Raw genomic sequence first — 15,805 nt, 5'->3', positions numbered from 1 at the left:
AGCTCGCCATACATTAAGTCTGTCAAAAAAATCAGTTAAGGTTTTGGAACTACGATCACCACATTGCCAGCCGATAAGTTTTCGAGTGTTATGATCAAGAGCTTTCCAGATCCGGATGTGATCTTTTTTTTATTGATATAGGAAACCATTTCATCAACTTCTATTTCTTCAATATTTGCCTGGGATTCATTTTCGGCAAATTTGTCATAAAACATCTTTATCCATCTCATAACGCTTTGAGTGCTCACGCCGATAATTTTTCCGATCATAGTCATGGATAGCCCGGAAAGATAAAGAACAAGGGCAAGGATTTTATCCTTCATTGGTTTTCCATGAGGAGTTTCCCGCGTAAACTGGAATCCACATTCCTTACATTTATAACGTTGAACTCCAGCGACAAACCCATTTTTAACAAAAGCCTCAGAACCGCATTTACGGCAATGCATCCCGGTACCCTCCGTTTTTTTTGAAAGATAGCATAATCTCAAACACTTGTCATTATAAAAGTCAGCGTCTCGGAATTTTTGACAAGGAAGGTGATGTTTATGGCAACGGCTAGACTCTACAATATAATGGCGCTTGCAGCCCCGGAGGGAAACGGCGGTGAGCGGGAAGCAAGCCATGCTTATGAAAAGGAAGTGCTTTAATCAGCGCTTTCCGGCTTCAGTATTTCCCCGGTAGTCCTGGCAGTTCAGCCTCTGTTCGCCTGACTCGGTGAAAAGTTGGGAGCCTGAGAGTTGATCTCGTTCCTGATATCAAGAGGCACTTCCTTGGACGTGAGAATGATGCCGTTCAGCTGGGCTTGCAGATTCGCGCAGCGCTCCAGGAGAACCTCCCAGTTGTGCTCGTCATAGGTATCCTTAAAGATAACGGCGTGTACACGCAGCCGGGGAATGTCCTGCGCAGGATTTTCTTTTTTGCCCTCCTTTTTCCTTTGTTTCCTGTAGTTCGTTAATTTTTGCTCCCATAAGCTTCCGATGCGGTCGATACGTCCGATTTGCTGTTCCAGTGTGCCCGGATTCCAAACCGGATGCAGAATAAGCACATTCCGACAGGCCCGGTGCAGGTTGAGTCCTTCCTGGGCAACCAGAGACTGGGCCACAAGTACCTTCAGACTGCTCCGTTCATTGTTGAAGGCCGCCTGCAGAAAGCGCCTGGCCGGTATTTCCGTTTCACCCCACATGAATCGGGCGTATGTGGCTCTCCCTACATATCGGACTCCACGGTCTCCGGTGGCTCTCTCTACATAGTCTTCATCATTATACGCATCCTTCAGCCTCTGGCGGATGCTTTCCCATTCAGGGCTGCTCTTGTCTTCCGCTTCCTCGCTGTCCTCCACTAGGTCGGAAACCTTTTCAGGATCTCTTGCAGCACCCACGATTTCCTCAAAGGCCCTGGCGCAGTCAGCAGGCTTAAGCTCCGTCAGATCCAGACCAATCATCTGTTGCATGGCTCTGATCAGATACTTTCGTATTTCTTTATCATTTTGAAATTTATGGAAAAATTCGGAATACCGTTCATTTTCAGACAAACCTTCCTTAATTTTTCCCATAAGCTTTTCGGGATAGGCGCTTCTCTGATTCTCAAGCTTTTCGTACTGGTCTTTCAGCTTTTCATTCATCAGCTCGAGCTTGAACTCCTTCCCCTTCTTGAGCTGGCTCCAGGCTGCGGCAACGGCGGCTTTCTCTTCCTCCCTGACTTTGGATTGAGGCCAGGGACGTCCTTCATCAAGAGCGCGCAGCATTTCCCGCGCGTTGAGAAGCCGGGTAAGTGCTTGCAGAGGACGGTTGAAACGCCCAAAAACCAGAACTTTTTCGCCTGCCTTGCTTAGTTCTTCTATCTTGTTCACTGCGGCCAGAATGGCCGGGTGCGAAAAAAGCACGTCATCCCCATTGGCAAAATTGCGGCCCAGCACCTTCAGCCACCAGTTTAACCTAGTCTCGCGTTTATTTTGCTCCTGAACAGGCTTGATATTTTTCTCATCCAGTATATACGCCAGACCGTGCCCGTTGGCCACGGTGAGCCACAGGGCTTTATCTTTCCCTTTTTGGGCAGCATTTTCGTCGTTTCTATGCCCCCGGGCGCAGAAGGACATGGCTTCAGCCGCACAAATGGCCTCCTTCCATACCTGTGTCTGCCCGGAGGGGGCTATTTCGATCTTCTCCCAGCTTCGATAGGCATAATACTCTTCCCCACTCAACTCCTGAAAATTTTTGATGCTTTCTTCCTCGCGCTTGTTACGGCGCAGGAGATAATGTCTCAATGCGTCCTGATAGTCTTTTGACGCCGTTGCAAAGGCCTTGCGGCAAGCCTTTTCGTCTGGCCGCAGACGCAGCTTGTCTACGGCTTGCTGGTAGTTCTTGATGCGTTTCGTAATCTTCTGAATGGTTCCCTCATCATTAACCCCGATGCGTTTCAGCATCGGCTCCCACTGCTCATTGTACAACTCAATGGGAGTCGCCGTCATGGCGAGACGCCGCACGCAGTCAGAGGGTTGCACAACACGCTCCAGCAGGGTAGAGAGGCAGGTTTCCATCCCTCTGGCCTTGTGAGCCTCGTCAATGATAATCAAATCAAAAAATCCCAGGCCGAATCCTGCAACCTGCTCCAGGAGGCTACGAAAATCTCCGCCCTTGCCGTAGTTTGCTCCGTTAAGAAGTTCGCCGTTCCACTGAACCGTAGTCAGAATAGCGTCAAGCCTGTCATTGTATTTTTCCGCAATGTCTTCGGCTGCGGCTTGAACCCATTTATCCCTGTCACGATACTTGTCACGATCCTTGTGGTAACCTCTTGGCCACCTGCTGTAATTCTTTTTTCGCCAATGTGCATAGACTTCGGGCAGCAGATGCCATTTCCAGAAAGCCGCATCCTTGCGAAGCCTCCAATTGGTAAACCGGTGGGAGATAACAAGAATACTCTGGTCAAACCAGGGGCGCGAATTTTTCGGATCGCTCCAGGCCTCCAGATATTGAATGAATGTTCGCAGAAGAGGCGGAGCCTGCACCCCCACCTGACGCAGCTCTTCATTCCACTGGTAGCCCAGGCCAGGAGGCACCAGAATAGCGACCCTGCCACCGGCCTTCTGCACCGCCAGGGCAAGACAGGCTGCTACACGGGTTTTGCCCATGCCGACCTCGTCGGCAAGAATCACGCCGTTCTGTGGCAGATGTTCGGCTATGGCCCGCAGGCTGGCTTTTTGCCCCTCTTTCAGGGGAAACGGGGGATTTTTCGCAAGCTTCTCCAGATGCGGGGCAACGCATGTAGTCCAGCTTTTTTCTTCCAATGGCATCACACCTTCTCCTCTCTGGCCTCAGGGGCATTGTTTCCACCCAGCGGGGCAAGCCCCTCGACCTTCCAGTTTTTCTCGATGCGGTGCAGGCACTCCTCGTAAAACTGACTTTCCTCGGAGGCGCTGCAGGCGGCGAAATCCGGCCGGAAGGGAGCCTGATACAGGGGATAGAGGGGATTCAGCTTCAGTTCTTCCCGAAAATAACGGACAGGTTCACTCCCGCCGCAGCGACACAGGGTCGGCTCAAGGCATTGGCACCACATCTTCCAATCCCCCTTTGGGAGCGACGTTTGCCTTTCCGCAATATTTTCCAGAAGTTCCATCATTTCGCGTATAGGAGTGGCCCGATCGGAATGGAGAGGCCCCCCGGGTTTGTCCTCGGGAGCATGGTCATTCTGCCCCCAACTATCCTGCTCATTATCCAGCTCTTCCAGCTCACTTTCCTCTTCTGCGGGAGGACGCGGAAAATCAGCCAGCTCGCCCCAGACGCCGGCAAGATCCAGAGGAGCAAGCTCTCTGGCGGCAACCCGCCCGTACTGATCCAGAACAGGGATCAGGGCCTTCGCCTCCCGCCCGGCGCTCTTCCAGTGGAGGAGCACCTGGCACGGCTGCGGACCCTTCCAGATAAAACCTTTCTTTTCCTCCTGGTACGGCTGCCAAACCCCCTGATCCTGCGCTTGCAGCTCCTCCAGCTCTGGCGGCAGCTCTTCCTCAGAGGTAAGCCATTGCCCACCGTCTTCGGAAACCTGCCAGCGAAGCCAGGCAAGGGGCGGCGCTGCAAAATCTTCGCCTTTCGGCGGAGAACCTTCCCCAGCCTGGAGACACTCGCTGTCTTTGATTTCGTTGTACCACTGCAAGGGAAGAAGTTCGCTGACAACGCAGGCGTCTTCAGGCGCTTCCTCCTTGTACCAATATATATTATTACCAGGAGAAAAAACAACGCCGGCTTCCAGGTTGTACCCCTTCATTCCCCGCGTAAAGCCCGGAAGGGTCAAATTTCCCGATCCCAGATAGACCCAGGGGTTGGTACAGTGGTTGTTGTTTTCCATTTCTCTTGCACTGAAAAGGAACTTGGCATGTAAATCACGCCGGCAGCCCTTGCCAAAACTCTCGGGCTGGTGCGGAGGGCGAATAGTGAAGCCACGCGCCCGCAGATCAGCGAAGGCAGCGGCCACCCCCTGACAGCTTTTCTCGTTGACGAAAAGATCCATCTCCGGATTTTTCGTCAGCAGCTTCCCATCTTGCAGTTTCTCCAGAATCCGCCCCGGAACCTCCATGACATTTTTATCCTCGCTGACTGTTTCATAAAAACCGGAACCAAGGGCCAGGTAATTGCGTCTTATCTTGCTTCCGTGAGCAATTTTTTCCACCAGCTGATCCAGCAGGGATTTTTTTCTATTATCAAAAAAACGGGGATGACCTTTGGCATTCCTGGCGCAGGCATCTATCCATTCCTGAAAGGTCTTCAAATTTTCATGACCAGACCATTCGGCCCTGGTGACCAGACTGGTCTGACAATACTTTTGCAGCTCTTTGAAAAAATTCCAGGCCGCGCGAATATCGGCGCAATCTTCTCCGTTAATCTCATTGCGAGTCAGATCCAGCCGCCAGATCAGGTCAAGACTCTGCTCCAGGGTTTGTCGCGTCCAGTTGCCGGTGGATACGAGCAGGCGCAAGCACCAATCTTCGGGATCATCTTCCTTCCTGAAGCCCAGCAGAGCCACCTTGGCATGGAGGAGGTTGAACGGAGCGTCAGGCAGGACAGGCAGGTGCGCTACCCCGGGAACCGTCGTTATTTGCCTGTTGTGACGATCCAGCATGAGTGCCAGGGCAAGTCGCCCCTGCAACGCACGGCTTGAAGCGTTCTGCCCGGTAAAACGTGTGGCCGCTTCGTCAAGAAAATCCGCATCTGCCGAGTAGCCGCAAAGCCATCCAAAGAGTCCAAGGCAGCCTTCCGGCGCGTCAAAATGCTCAATGAGGGATGATAACATGCCTATTTTCCTTCTTCGGGATGAAGGTACTGGTCCAATTCTCCCCGCAAGTCCAGATATAAGCGATAGAGATTGTTCACGCGAAAAGAAATGTTGGGAGGGAAGAGAGTATCCTCTTCATTTTCATCCCCTGGATCCGGCAACGAAGCGTCAGAAGCCGGGTCAGGACGGACGGCATTGCCGTCATTAGCAGATTCCTTACCTCGTATGTTATCCCAGTCAAAAGCCGGGCCAGGACAGACGGCATTGCCGTCAAGATAAAGAACCCTGCCGTCACGCTTCACAAGACTGGACGCGCGGAGGCAAGGATCCGCCTGGAGGCATTCCCTGATGAAAGCGTTCGCTTCCGCCCTTTCCAAGCCGTCATACTCTCCAAGTTTCTGGCAGTCCGAGGCTTTTTCCCGCAATGTGTTCAGAGTATCTTCCACCTCTTCGGGAAGCTTTTCATCCAGGGAGAGGCATGGTTTCTCCTGACGGGCGATATACGTTTCCATGGACTCAAGCGCAGTGTTGGCTGCGGCCTGCAGCGCGAAGAAATACGCTCCGGCCTTGAGATCGCGCCAATGATCTTCGTCGATACACTCCGGCCTGTTATCCCACGTTGGGCAGGGTCTGCCCTGGCGGATCTCCTCAGCCCAGGCCAGGATATTCTTACGGCGCCCGCCCCCGTCTCCCTGGCGGAGTCTATTACGCAAAAGGTAGCGAGCCTCCTCTGGAAGCGGCTCCAGGGGGGAAAGCGCTTCCCTCAGCTTCCGCTGCGTTCCTGCGGCCTGTCTGTCCCCTCTGGCCCATTGTGTCAGAAATTCCAGCACGGAAAGCTTGTTCGGGCGGAATTCAGCCGTGGCTTCTTCAATAAAGGTCTCTCCGAGAGACTTTTCTGAATCGAAAGGGGAAGATTCCTTGCAGGAGTAGCTGTTAAAACGTGAATTTTTCTGGCTCACCAGACCCAGCGCCGGCAGGGCCTGAACCGTGCCTAAGCGCATGGGCTGAGTGACATAAAAGGAGCGTTGCGCGGCCTTTTTGAATGTGAGTTCCTCTATGTCTCTCGGGAGGGTGTTGATGCCCTGCAGACGCGCATCGGACTGCCAGTCGTTCTTGGTAAAAGCCAGCCAACAGGCCAGAGCCTCCACCGCGTTGGCGGCCTGGATATTGGAAAGGCTTTTGCCCTCATCGCGGAGCCTTTCCGCCACCCGTATTCCCAGGAGGGCCAGCAGCAGAGGTTTGGCAAACCAAAGGCCGCCCAGCCCCGGCACAGCCTTTTCATTGAATAGTCTGACAGTTGCGCCCAGGCCAAGCGTGCGTGTCCGCCTCTGGCTTGACAGGGTCACTGGACCAAGCAACCCCCACTTAATACTCATACCTATCCTCCGATGTTTCAATCCGCAGTCGCCCCATCCGCCAACTGACTCCGCAACCAACTGCCCCGCTTCGGCGGTTTAAGGAAGCGGGAAGCAAACGCCTAGAGGTTGGATAGCGCCCCCCTACAGCATACCGATGACCGTCCCGAGGCCTGGGAGGTCCGGCAGGGGAAATTCCCGGCCCTCAACGTGATCTTCCAGAACGTGCGTCAGCCATATCTGATTGGCTTCAAAGCCGTGCAGGGAAAAGTGCTGCTTGTCGCCGGAAGCGCGGATTTCCCTCACCGTCACGTCGAGAACCTCGCTTGAGCCAAGGAGCTGCACCGAAGCGTGATAGCCGTCCCGGCGCGCTTCAAAACTGATGATCCGGGCGTAGCGGCCTGTGGCATCGCTGATGAGATTCTGAACCTTGCCGCTTTTGAACGCCTGATTGACAGCCATACATACGATCATGCTGGGCATGGAGCCTCCCCGGTTAATCCTCTTTTGCGTCTCCCGCAATCTAAGCATTCTTCCCCCGCTGACAAGGCCGGACCGTCTGATTTTGGAGAACGGCGGGCACTTCATCTTACTTCCCTCCTCCAGCCCGCTGCCCTGGATTCAGGCAACCATGCCGCTCTCCTGCTTCCGGCCATCCGGCGTTCCCCCGCACGGCTGAACCTGATGGACGCGCACTGCGCTCCTCTCCCGCGGCAGGGCGGCAACAAGCGGCCCGGCCAGAGCCTCCGCCTCCTCCGCATAGCCCGCGGGCAGGGGATCGATGCCTGCCAGGAGCCAGCGGGCTTCCTCGCCCTCCGTCTGCACCGCGGCCCAGGGGTCGGGCTGAAGCCAGCCGCGCTCCGCCTCGCGCACTTCCCGCGCCTCGGTCCGCTCTTCCCGGCGCCGCCCGTCCTGCCAGATGCGGCGGCAGCGCACCGAACAGTAAAGGCGGCGTTCGGTCGCGCCTTCAGGCAGCGGGGCGCCGCACTGCCGGCAAAAACGCTGTTTCGTCTTCATGGCCGAAGCGCCCTTGTGCCCGCGGTTTCGATGCTCTCGAGGCGCTTCCCTGGCGCCTGTTCCGGCCTTGCCGCCCGCTCTCCGAGCCGCGCCCGCGCCAGCTCCCCGAGGCTCTGCGGCCCGGCCAGGCGCGCCACGGCCCGGCAGCCCAGGCCAAGCGTATCCTCCCGCCCGCGGCTCTGCTCCCAGAGCCGGAGAAAGTCCCGCTCCCGCCACGGCAGTTCGTCCATTTTCCAGCGGCAGACCTGCTCCCAGCCGCCCAGCGCGTGCACCGCGCAGGCCGTGGCCGGCTCCAGCTCCGGCTCACGCCACGCGCCCCAGCGCCGCACGGCCTTGAGCAGCGCGTCCCATTCGGCCCGGGCCTGAAGATGCACGTTCTCTTCGCCGCTCACTCTGCCCGTCTGCGCGTCCAGCTCCTTCTGCATCAGGGCAAAAGGCGGCATGGTGCGGTAGGGAACCACGTCGCTCCCGCAGCGGCGGATGAGCGCAAGCGCCGCGGCCTGCACCTCCAGCGCGCTGTAATCCTTGAGCAAAAACAGCCACATGCGCGCCGTTTCCGGTGAAAGCGCCGCCGCAAAATTCCCGGCCAGCCCGTTCAGCACCGCCAGCTTTTCCTGCGTCTCCTCCGCCATCAGAAGCCTCCCCGTGCCGCCAGTTCCGCGGCCACCTGCCGGCACACCTCGTCGTTATGCCGCTGCCGCGCCTCGGTATCCGTCAGCCGCATTCCCGTAACGCCAAACGCGCCCAAAGAGCCCAGGCCGCCGGACCGGCCTATCTCGCCCGCCCCCGGCGCACCGCCTCTGTGCCCGAAGCGGCCGTCAGGCGACGCCGCGTCCCGGTTTTCCCAGATGCGCACGGCCGCTTTCCAGTCCCGCATGGGCTGGCCGTTGCTGAGCCTCCAGCCTTGAGCGGCGTAGTAATTCACAAAGCGCTCGGCGCTGATCCCGCTGCCCTGTTCCGCGCAGTAGGCCTGAACCTGCTCCAGCGTGGGCGGAGTGAAACGCTCCCGGCGTGTGCGCCGTTCCCCCCGCCGGGGGGCAAGGGGGGTACTCTCTTCCCCCTGGTTTGGCTTCGCCTGGCTTGGTTTGGTTTGGATTGGCTTGGTTTGGTTTAGGTTTTCGCAAAACCCGCCGCTTTTGCCGAAACCCATCGCTTTTTCAGAAAACCCCTCGCTTGCGCTGAAACCGGCCGCTTTTTCGCAAAGCCCGCCGCTTTCCCCCAAAGCCGCGTTTTCCGTGTGCGCGCCGGATTCCGCACGGTCCGCGCCCTGAGCCGCCGCGTCCCCTGCCGCCGCTTCTGTGCCCTGCGCTCTGTCCTCCAGGTCCGGCGCGGCTTCGGACAGGAGTTCGCCCTCCGTGGCTTCCGCGCCCTGCGCCTTTTTCCTGCTCCGGGCGTCCTCCTTGCCTTTGCCGTTCTGCGCGGCTTCTCCGTTCTGCGTCCGTGACGGGCGGCCGCCCTTTCTGCCGTTCTCGCTGTTGACCAGCCTGCGCCGGTTCGCCTCGTTCTGGGCACGGCGCACACTGGGCGCAAGGCAGACAAAGGCCATCTGCGTCATGGTGTCGAGCCTGGGGGCGTCGCACAGACCGGACGCCGCAAAAAACGCCAGCACCAGCCGCCCGCGCTGCTCGTCCGAAAGCGCCAGCATCGCGTCCACCGTCTCCTCTCTCAGCAAGATTCCCTTGACCTCTGTCATGTGTTCTCCTTTGAGTGCTTTTTTTTGGGGAGGGAAGGCAGGAAAGGCATCTGGCTTTTCCTGCCGGAAAAGATGTGTGGGAAAGGCAGGAAATACATCTTGCTTTTCCTGCCGGAAAAGCGCCAAAGACAGCCGAACTTCCAGTTCGGCGAAAGGCACCCTTCGACCTCATCCCTAACCGCCGGAGGCGGTGAAAGGCAGAAAAGGCAAGAAAGGCATCTTGTTTTTCCTGCCGGAAAAACGCCAAAGGCAGCCGAACTTCCAGTTCGGCGAAAGGCACCCTTCGACCACGTCTGACGGGATCGCGCCTCGTGCAGCTTCGCTGCCGACCACCCCGCTCGCTGGCCGCAAGGAGGCACAACGGGCGAAGCCCGATTGTGCGCGGCCTGCTCGCTATCAGCGGCGTACACGCCGCGCCTCCGGCGGTTAAGGAGGCGCTCCGCGTGTCCTTTCTTCCGCTCCTCGCCCGCCTCCATGCTGGCTTTCCAGCCAGCGCGGGGTCGTCGCTCCAAACGCGCTACCGCGCGTGCCTCCGGCGGTTTAAGGAAGGGAAAAGCAAGTTAACAAACTCCTTCCTTCGCTGCCCTCGGCCGCGCTCCGCGTGTCCTTTCTTCCGCTCGACCTTCCCCGCTCGCTGGCCGCAAGGATGCGCAACGGGCAAAGCCCGATTGCGCGCGGCCTGCTCGCTATCAGCGGCGCACGCGCCGTGCCTCCGGCGGTTAGGGAGGCGCTCCCCCTTTCTCAACCTGTGGAGCGGCGAGAAGGGTAATCGTCGCTCCAAGCTCGCTAACGCTCGCGCCTCCGGCGGATAAGGAAGGGAAAGGCAAGTAAGCAAACGCCTGGGGGACGCAGGGTGCGCGGCAGCACGTTTGCCGGGTTAAAAAATATACAAATGTATAAATCTAGGCAAGAAATTTTTAGACAAAAATTAATATTTGACAACTAGCTATTTTTTCAGCAAAAATTTTAGAAGCTGAAACCTCGCCCTTTCAGAGGAAAAGCGATGGACAAGGCGGTAAAACGGGGAAAACCGCGTCGCTCCAAACGCGCTGCCGCGTGTGCCTCCGGCGGATGAGGAGCCGCTCCCCTTTCCGCAACCTGCGGAGCAGCGAGCGTCAGCGAGCTGATAGCGAAGGCGGCGTGTTCGTCAGGCTCCGCCTGCGAACATGGTCACGCCGCCGGAGCGGGGTAAGTCGGCAGCGAGCGTCAGCGAGCAGATAGCGAAGGCGGCGTGTTCGTCAGGCTCCGCCTGCGAACATGGTCACGCCGCCGGAGCGGGGTAGTCGGCGCGAGCGTCAGCGAGCTGATAGCGAGCTTGCCGCGCGCAATCGGGCTTTGCCCGGTGCGCATGGTTGCGGTAAGCGAGCGGGGAAGGTCGGCAGATGAACCGGCCGAGGATGGAGACATGGAAGATTTCGCACAGCACGTCATGGAGCTTATCCGGCAGGCGGTGGAGACCGAGTTCAACGGCAACGTCTCACGCGCCTCGCAGGCCTGGGGCATTACCGGCGACAACCTGCACAAGTGGCTCCGCGGGGATCGCGTTCCCACGCTGTCGAAGATCTCTCCCATCCTGAACAGGCTGGGGGCTTCGCTCTCCCTTGCGCATCATGACGCCGGGCGTGACGTCTGCTTTGTGGATGCGCGCCTCGCCCCGGCCGGAGAACACGCCGCGCCGCCCGCGGCCCTCGACTACATGGCCGCCCCGCTGGTGGGCGAGGCCGGCGCCGGTCCCGGCTATCTGCCGCAGGAAGAAATCAAGAGCTGGTTCCTCGTCTACAAGCATCAGGCCGCCGTGCGCTACCGGCGCAACCTCATCGCCGTGGAAATCGGCCCGGCCTCCACCTCCATGCGCCCCACCCTGAACCCCGGCGACATCGTGCTCGTGGACCGCGACGACCGCGACGTCAGCCAGCCCGGCCACATGATGCTCGTCCTCGACCCCATGGACGGCTCCGGCATGATCAAGCGCGTCTCCGTCACCGACCTGAAAAAGGACTGCCGCATCACCTACTACTCCGACAACGCCCTCGAAAACCCTCCCCAGATCTACAGCCTCCAGAACGACTTCGGCGGCGATTTTGAACGCTGCATCGTGGGCCGCGTGGTCTGGGCATGGTCCGATATGAAGGGCAAGTAGGGAAAACGCAGGAAAGGCCTCTTGCTTTTCCTGCCGGAAAAGCGCGAAGAGCGCCGAACTTCCAGTTCGGCGAAAGGCATCCGCTGGCCACATCCCTAACCGCCGGAGGCGCTCCCCCTTCCTCAACCTGCGGAGCGGCGAGCGTCAGCGAGCTGATAGCGGAGGCGGCGTGTTCGTCAGGCTTCGCCTGCGAACATGGTCACGCCGCCGGAGCGGTTAAGGCCGGGAAAGGCAAGTAAACAAACTCCCGGCTATTGCCAGACGCGTACGCCCGCGCCTCCGGTGGTCTAAGGATATTTTATACTCTTGTATATTTTTATTGACCTGAATAATTTTTTTGTCTATTATCCTCCCTGAAACGACAATCCAGCGAACAGTTCCGCGAAAGGCGGCAAGTACCTGGATCCGTTCCGAAAGGGGCGAAGCGTACCGAGCACGGCAAGCCGCAAGCGGCCGCAAACGCGGATGCAGCGGGAAAGCACACGACGGCAGGGAGAAAGCCCACAAGACAGCAGCCCGGCAGGGGGTTCCCGCAAGAATGGCCGCATGCGGTGCGGCAGGCCGGAAGGCGGCGGGCGGTGGCAACGAGAGCGCCGCAGGGTGGACGGCGCCAGGCTCATCCCGCAAGGCTCATCCCGCTAGGATCGGCCCGCAAGGCCCCGGCGCTGTCCGCCCTGAAACGACCTCAGGCCGGGGGCGCTTGTCCCCTGCTCCACCTGGGAAATCTGGCGTTTGTCCTTGCCAAAATCCCGGGCAATGGATACGTTGAAGGCGGGGGGACGGATGAACCGCTGGAAAGCTGTTGCAAAATGTGCTGAAGGGATTTTGTCGAACCTTGCCGTTATCGGCATTGGGTTGACCTTGTACGAACAAAAACTATGGCCTGTATTGGCAATAGGTATAGGAACCGCAGCCGCGGCACTTTTTATCGCATGGAGCATGAATCATGATTAACTCCATTATTATTCTTGTTATCACCGGGATTGCGGCCATCGGTATTTACGCCGCCCGCAAGTCGGCCAAACAGAACTAACCGCAGAACCACGGCACTGGCAACAAGAAGCCAGTATGTCTCAGGAACAGGCTGATGCTCTTGTACGGGCACAGGTTACTGCCATGTCCGAAATGGTTTCCACGAGGGATAGTTACGTCACAGACCGCGCTTCCCATGGCTGTCATGGCTTTGATGCACAGCTGACATAGTCCGCCCCACCGTTCGCGTTCGACGTGGGTTTGAATCCGCACGGCTGATCATCGTGCGGTCGGTGCGCCGTAAGGCTCTCGCATTCATGCGGGGGCCTTTTCCTTTACCGTGGCCGTCCGCCGGGCGGCCTTTTTTACGGAAAGCGGGCAGAAAAGCACGCGCTGCGGCGGGCGGTGGCAACGAGAGCGCCGCAGGGTGGACGGCGTCAAGCTCATCCCGCCAGCATCAGCCAGGCTCAATCCGCAAAATCCCGGCGTCCTCCGCCCTGAAACGGCATCGGGCCGGGGACGCTTGTCCCCGGCTCTACCTGGGAAATCTGGCGTTTGTCCTTGCCAAAATTCCGGGCAATGGATACGTTGAAAGCGGGGGAAGGACGGAATGAAAATCAAAAACAGGCTCAAGCGCATTGCCGATATGCTGGAAAAAATTGGCGTTGCCAGCCTGGCTGTCGGCCTGTTTCAAGGAAATGACAGCGGGTTGTATCTTGGTGCCGTATGCCTTGTCTTGAGTTTTGTCTTCACCGCGGAGGATCGAACATGACCGTCTGGGGACTGCTTACCATTATCGTTGGCGTTCTTGCTATTGCCGGCTTCTTCCTGATGAGCAGGGATCATGTAAAGCAGCGCTGACCGCAGAGCCAAGGCACTGACAAAAGGAGTCGCAGGATGAACATCGGAACGATGAGCGCAGGCCTGGCGCTTGCTGCCATCGTCATTTTCGTTTTCCTTGGTATCAAGCGGGGCTGGATTAACTAGCCCGATTCCTCTATCTCCCTGGCGGCCGCGAGCCGCCTTTCCTTTTTATCAGGGCCGTCCGCCGGGCGGCCTTTTTTGCCGGAAGAAAGCGAGTCAAGGCCGGCGGCCTGGGAAATCCTCCTTGCCAAAATCCCGGCAATGGATACCTTGAAAGCAGGGAGTGCGGATGAAAGAAGGCTTAAATACTGGTCAAATATTTTCGGAATGATCGGCGTTGCTCTTGTGGCTACTGCATTTTTTCGCACGGATGACTGGCAGCTTGGAACTCTGAGCGGCGCCTACTTTATCGGCATAGGCGCATGGTTCCACGGTCTCAGTCTTCCTTCAAGAGGAGGCAAAAAATGACTGCCTACTATGTAACTCTTCTTGTGGGTGGTACTGTTGTCGCAGCCTATGTGTATCTGCGCTATCGGAACAAGGGTGACGAACCCAGGTAGTCCGCCCCGCCGTTCGCGTTCACATGGGTCTGAATCCGCACGGCTGATCATCGTGCGGTTGGTGCACCGTAAGGCTCTCGCATTCATGCGGGAGCCTTTTCCTTTATCAGGACCGTCCCGCCGGGCGGCTTTTTTTACGGAAAGCGGGCAGAAAAGCACGCGCTGCGGCGGGCGGTGGCAACGAGAGCGCCCATGGGCGGACGGCGCCAGGCTCATCCCGCAAGGATCACAGCCCGCAAAATCCCGGCGTCCTCCGCCCTGAAACGACCTCAGGCCGGGGGCGCTTGTCCCCTGCTCCACCTAGGAAATCTGACGTTTGTCCTTGCCAAAATCCCGGGCAATGGATACGTTGAAGGCGTGAGTGTGAAGGAGAAATGACAGACGGATGAAATATTGGGTAACGACTTTCCAGGCCACAGGCATTGCGCTTTTTGCCGGTGCCATAGTAGCAACGCCAACTTCGGATATTGCTATTCTTTGGGGAGTGTGGCTTATCTTTCTGGGTTACATCTTCCATGAGCTTGCAGGAGGAAAAAAATGAGTACCGCATCAATTATCGGCGTTGTCATGACCATCGTTGCCGTATTCGTTTACATCGGATACCGGCAAGGCTGGGTAAAATAAACGTAACTACATGGGCGGCGTGGAGCCGCCTTTTCTTTTTGCCGTGGCCGTCCCGCCGGGCGGCTTTTTTTTACGGAAAGCGGGCAGAAAAGCACACGCTGCGGCGGGCGCTGGCAACGAGAGCGCCGCAGGGTGGACGGCGTCAAGCTCATCCCGCCAGCATCAGCCAGGCTCAATCCGCAAAATCCCGGCGTCCTCCGCCCTGAAACGGCATCGGGCCGGGGACGCTTGTCCCCGGCTCTACCTGGGAAATCTGGCGTTTGTCCTTGCCAAAATTCCGGGCAATGGATACGTTGAAAGCGGGGGAAGGACGGAATGAAAATCAAAAACAGGCTCAAGCGCATTGCCGATATGCTGGAAAAAATTGGCGTTGCCAGCCTGGCTGTCGGCCTGTTTCAAGGAAATGACAGCGGGTTGTATCTTGGTGCCGTATGCCTTGTCTTGAGTTTTGTCTTCACCGCGGAGGATCGAACATGACCGTCTGGGGACTGCTTACCATTATCGTTGGCGTTCTTGCTATTGCCGGCTTCTTCCTGATGAGCAGGGATCATGTAAAGCAGCGCTGACCGCAGAGCCAAGGCACTGACAAAAGGAGTCGCAGGATGAACATCGGAACGATGAGCGCAGGCCTGGCGCTTGCTGCCATCGTCATTTTCGTTTTCCTTGGTATCAAGCGGGGCTGGATTAACTAGCCCGATTCCTCTATCTCCCTGGCGGCCGCGAGCCGCCTTTCCTTTTTATCAGGGCCGTCCGCCGGGCGGCCTTTTTTGCCGGAAGAAAGCGAGTCAAGGCCGGCGGCCTGGGAAATCCTCCTTGCCAAAATCCCGGCAATGGATACCTTGAAAGCAGGGAGTGCGGATGAAAGAAGGCTTAAATACTGGTCAAATATTTTCGGAATGATCGGCGTTGCTCTTGTGGCTACTGCATTTTTTCGCACGGATGACTGGCAGCTTGGAACTCTGAGCGGCGCCTACTTTATCGGCATAGGCGCATGGTTCCACGGTCTCAGTCTTCCTTCAAGAGGAGGCAAAAAATGACTGCCTACTATGTAACTCTTCTTGTGGGTGGTACTGTTGTCGCAGCCTATGTGTATCTGCGCTATCGGAACAAGGGTGACGAACCCAGGTAGTCCGCCCCGCCGTTCGCGTTCACATGGGTCTGAATCCGCACGGCTGATCATCGTGCGGTTGGTGCACCGTAAGGCTCTCGCATTCATGCGGGAGCCTTTTCCTTTATCAGGACCGTCCCGCCGGGCGGCTTTTTTTACGGAAAGCGGGCAGAAAAGCACGCGCTGCGGCGGGCGGTGGCAACGAGAGCG

15 protein-coding genes are annotated in these 15,805 nt (G+C 57.7%); 7 read left to right on the top strand and 8 right to left on the bottom strand.

Annotated elements, in window-relative coordinates; all coding sequences use genetic code 11:
* Nucleotides 1-35: 35 nt before the first annotated feature.
* The 8 genes from Q0Z94_RS08645 to Q0Z94_RS08610 all read right to left on the bottom strand — a co-directional run bounded on the left by Q0Z94_RS08645 (nt 36) and on the right by Q0Z94_RS08610 (nt 9,327).
* A complete protein-coding gene (locus tag Q0Z94_RS08645; RefSeq protein WP_298068790.1) occupies nt 36-446 on the bottom strand; it encodes a helix-turn-helix domain-containing protein in 411 nt (136 codons plus the stop codon).
* A 245-nt stretch (nt 447-691) separates the two neighbouring features.
* Nucleotides 692-3,289 (bottom strand): SNF2-related protein, encoded by a 2,598-nt coding sequence (locus tag Q0Z94_RS08640; protein WP_298068788.1) that lies wholly within the window; start codon nt 3,287-3,289, stop codon nt 692-694.
* The gene (locus Q0Z94_RS08635) at nt 3,289-5,280 is read right to left on the bottom strand and encodes a hypothetical protein (protein WP_298068786.1); all 1,992 of its coding nucleotides are present in this window, start codon (nt 5,278-5,280) and stop codon (nt 3,289-3,291) included. The genes Q0Z94_RS08640 and Q0Z94_RS08635 overlap by 1 nt, the downstream gene beginning before the upstream one ends.
* A gap of 2 nt (nt 5,281-5,282) precedes the next feature.
* Nucleotides 5,283-6,638, bottom strand: a complete 1,356-nt coding sequence (locus Q0Z94_RS08630) for a hypothetical protein (protein ID WP_298068784.1) — start codon at nt 6,636-6,638, stop codon at nt 5,283-5,285.
* 123 nt (nt 6,639-6,761) lie between these two features.
* Complete coding sequence (locus tag Q0Z94_RS08625) at nt 6,762-7,100, bottom strand: hypothetical protein (RefSeq protein ID WP_298068783.1); 339 nt, start codon at nt 7,098-7,100, stop codon at nt 6,762-6,764.
* A 138-nt stretch (nt 7,101-7,238) separates the two neighbouring features.
* Nucleotides 7,239-7,634 (bottom strand): hypothetical protein, encoded by a 396-nt coding sequence (locus Q0Z94_RS08620; RefSeq protein WP_298068781.1) that lies wholly within the window; start codon nt 7,632-7,634, stop codon nt 7,239-7,241.
* Nucleotides 7,631-8,266, bottom strand: coding sequence for a hypothetical protein (locus Q0Z94_RS08615; protein ID WP_298068779.1), 636 nt, complete (start codon nt 8,264-8,266; stop codon nt 7,631-7,633). Before Q0Z94_RS08615 ends, Q0Z94_RS08620 begins: the two co-directional genes overlap by 4 nt.
* Nucleotides 8,266-9,327, bottom strand: coding sequence for a DUF6291 domain-containing protein (locus Q0Z94_RS08610; RefSeq protein WP_298068777.1), 1,062 nt, complete (start codon nt 9,325-9,327; stop codon nt 8,266-8,268). Before Q0Z94_RS08610 ends, Q0Z94_RS08615 begins: the two co-directional genes overlap by 1 nt.
* A 1,405-nt stretch (nt 9,328-10,732) precedes the next feature.
* On the opposite strand from Q0Z94_RS08610, the gene Q0Z94_RS08605 reads away from it, so the two are divergent.
* From Q0Z94_RS08605 to Q0Z94_RS08575, 7 genes are all read left to right on the top strand, one after another.
* Nucleotides 10,733-11,467 (top strand): S24 family peptidase, encoded by a 735-nt coding sequence (locus Q0Z94_RS08605; RefSeq protein WP_298068775.1) that lies wholly within the window; start codon nt 10,733-10,735, stop codon nt 11,465-11,467.
* A gap of 783 nt (nt 11,468-12,250) precedes the next feature.
* Entirely contained in the window at nt 12,251-12,421 is a 171-nt protein-coding gene (locus Q0Z94_RS08600) for a hypothetical protein (RefSeq protein ID WP_298068773.1), read from the top strand.
* Between the two features lie 628 nt (nt 12,422-13,049).
* Nucleotides 13,050-13,211, top strand: a complete 162-nt coding sequence (locus tag Q0Z94_RS08595) for a hypothetical protein (protein ID WP_298068769.1) — start codon at nt 13,050-13,052, stop codon at nt 13,209-13,211.
* Between the two features lie 290 nt (nt 13,212-13,501).
* Nucleotides 13,502-13,771 (top strand): hypothetical protein, encoded by a 270-nt coding sequence (locus tag Q0Z94_RS08590; RefSeq protein ID WP_298068767.1) that lies wholly within the window; start codon nt 13,502-13,504, stop codon nt 13,769-13,771.
* A 477-nt stretch (nt 13,772-14,248) separates the two neighbouring features.
* Nucleotides 14,249-14,404 carry a hypothetical protein gene (locus tag Q0Z94_RS08585; protein ID WP_298068771.1) on the top strand — a complete coding sequence of 52 codons (156 nt, stop codon included), beginning with the start codon at nt 14,249-14,251 and terminating at the stop codon, nt 14,402-14,404.
* A 398-nt stretch (nt 14,405-14,802) separates the two neighbouring features.
* Nucleotides 14,803-14,964: a hypothetical protein gene (locus Q0Z94_RS08580; RefSeq protein ID WP_298068769.1), complete on the top strand. Its 162-nt coding sequence runs from the start codon at nt 14,803-14,805 to the stop codon at nt 14,962-14,964.
* Between the two features lie 290 nt (nt 14,965-15,254).
* On the top strand, nt 15,255-15,524 hold the full coding sequence (locus tag Q0Z94_RS08575; protein ID WP_298068767.1) for a hypothetical protein: 270 nt from the start codon (nt 15,255-15,257) through the stop codon (nt 15,522-15,524).
* The last annotated feature ends 281 nt before the right edge of the window (nt 15,525-15,805 follow it).

It is taken from the genome of uncultured Mailhella sp. (genome assembly GCF_947631555.1).
Lineage (GTDB): Bacteria > Desulfobacterota > Desulfovibrionia > Desulfovibrionales > Desulfovibrionaceae > Mailhella.
The sequence above is the reverse complement of the archived record's forward strand: the minus strand, read 5'-3'. Positions and strand labels throughout refer to the sequence as shown.

Bases quoted from the DNA above. Each gene is read 5' to 3' on its own strand.
- Q0Z94_RS08645 (WP_298068790.1), bottom strand. From the start codon at position 446: ATGCATTGCCGTAAATGCGGTTCTGAGGCTTTTGTTAAAAATGGGTTT.
- Q0Z94_RS08640 (WP_298068788.1), bottom strand. From the start codon at position 3,289: ATGCCATTGGAAGAAAAAAGCTGGACTACATGCGTTGCCCCGCATCTG.
- Q0Z94_RS08635 (WP_298068786.1), bottom strand. From the start codon at position 5,280: ATGTTATCATCCCTCATTGAGCATTTTGACGCGCCGGAAGGCTGCCTT.
- Q0Z94_RS08630 (WP_298068784.1), bottom strand. From the start codon at position 6,638: ATGAGTATTAAGTGGGGGTTGCTTGGTCCAGTGACCCTGTCAAGCCAG.
- Q0Z94_RS08625 (WP_298068783.1), bottom strand. From the start codon at position 7,100: ATGCCCAGCATGATCGTATGTATGGCTGTCAATCAGGCGTTCAAAAGC.
- Q0Z94_RS08620 (WP_298068781.1), bottom strand. From the start codon at position 7,634: ATGAAGACGAAACAGCGTTTTTGCCGGCAGTGCGGCGCCCCGCTGCCT.
- Q0Z94_RS08615 (WP_298068779.1), bottom strand. From the start codon at position 8,266: ATGGCGGAGGAGACGCAGGAAAAGCTGGCGGTGCTGAACGGGCTGGCC.
- Q0Z94_RS08610 (WP_298068777.1), bottom strand. From the start codon at position 9,327: ATGACAGAGGTCAAGGGAATCTTGCTGAGAGAGGAGACGGTGGACGCG.
- Q0Z94_RS08605 (WP_298068775.1), top strand. From the start codon at position 10,733: ATGGAAGATTTCGCACAGCACGTCATGGAGCTTATCCGGCAGGCGGTG.
- Q0Z94_RS08600 (WP_298068773.1), top strand. From the start codon at position 12,251: ATGAACCGCTGGAAAGCTGTTGCAAAATGTGCTGAAGGGATTTTGTCG.
- Q0Z94_RS08595 (WP_298068769.1), top strand. From the start codon at position 13,050: ATGAAAATCAAAAACAGGCTCAAGCGCATTGCCGATATGCTGGAAAAA.
- Q0Z94_RS08585 (WP_298068771.1), top strand. From the start codon at position 14,249: ATGAAATATTGGGTAACGACTTTCCAGGCCACAGGCATTGCGCTTTTT.
- Q0Z94_RS08580 (WP_298068769.1), top strand. From the start codon at position 14,803: ATGAAAATCAAAAACAGGCTCAAGCGCATTGCCGATATGCTGGAAAAA.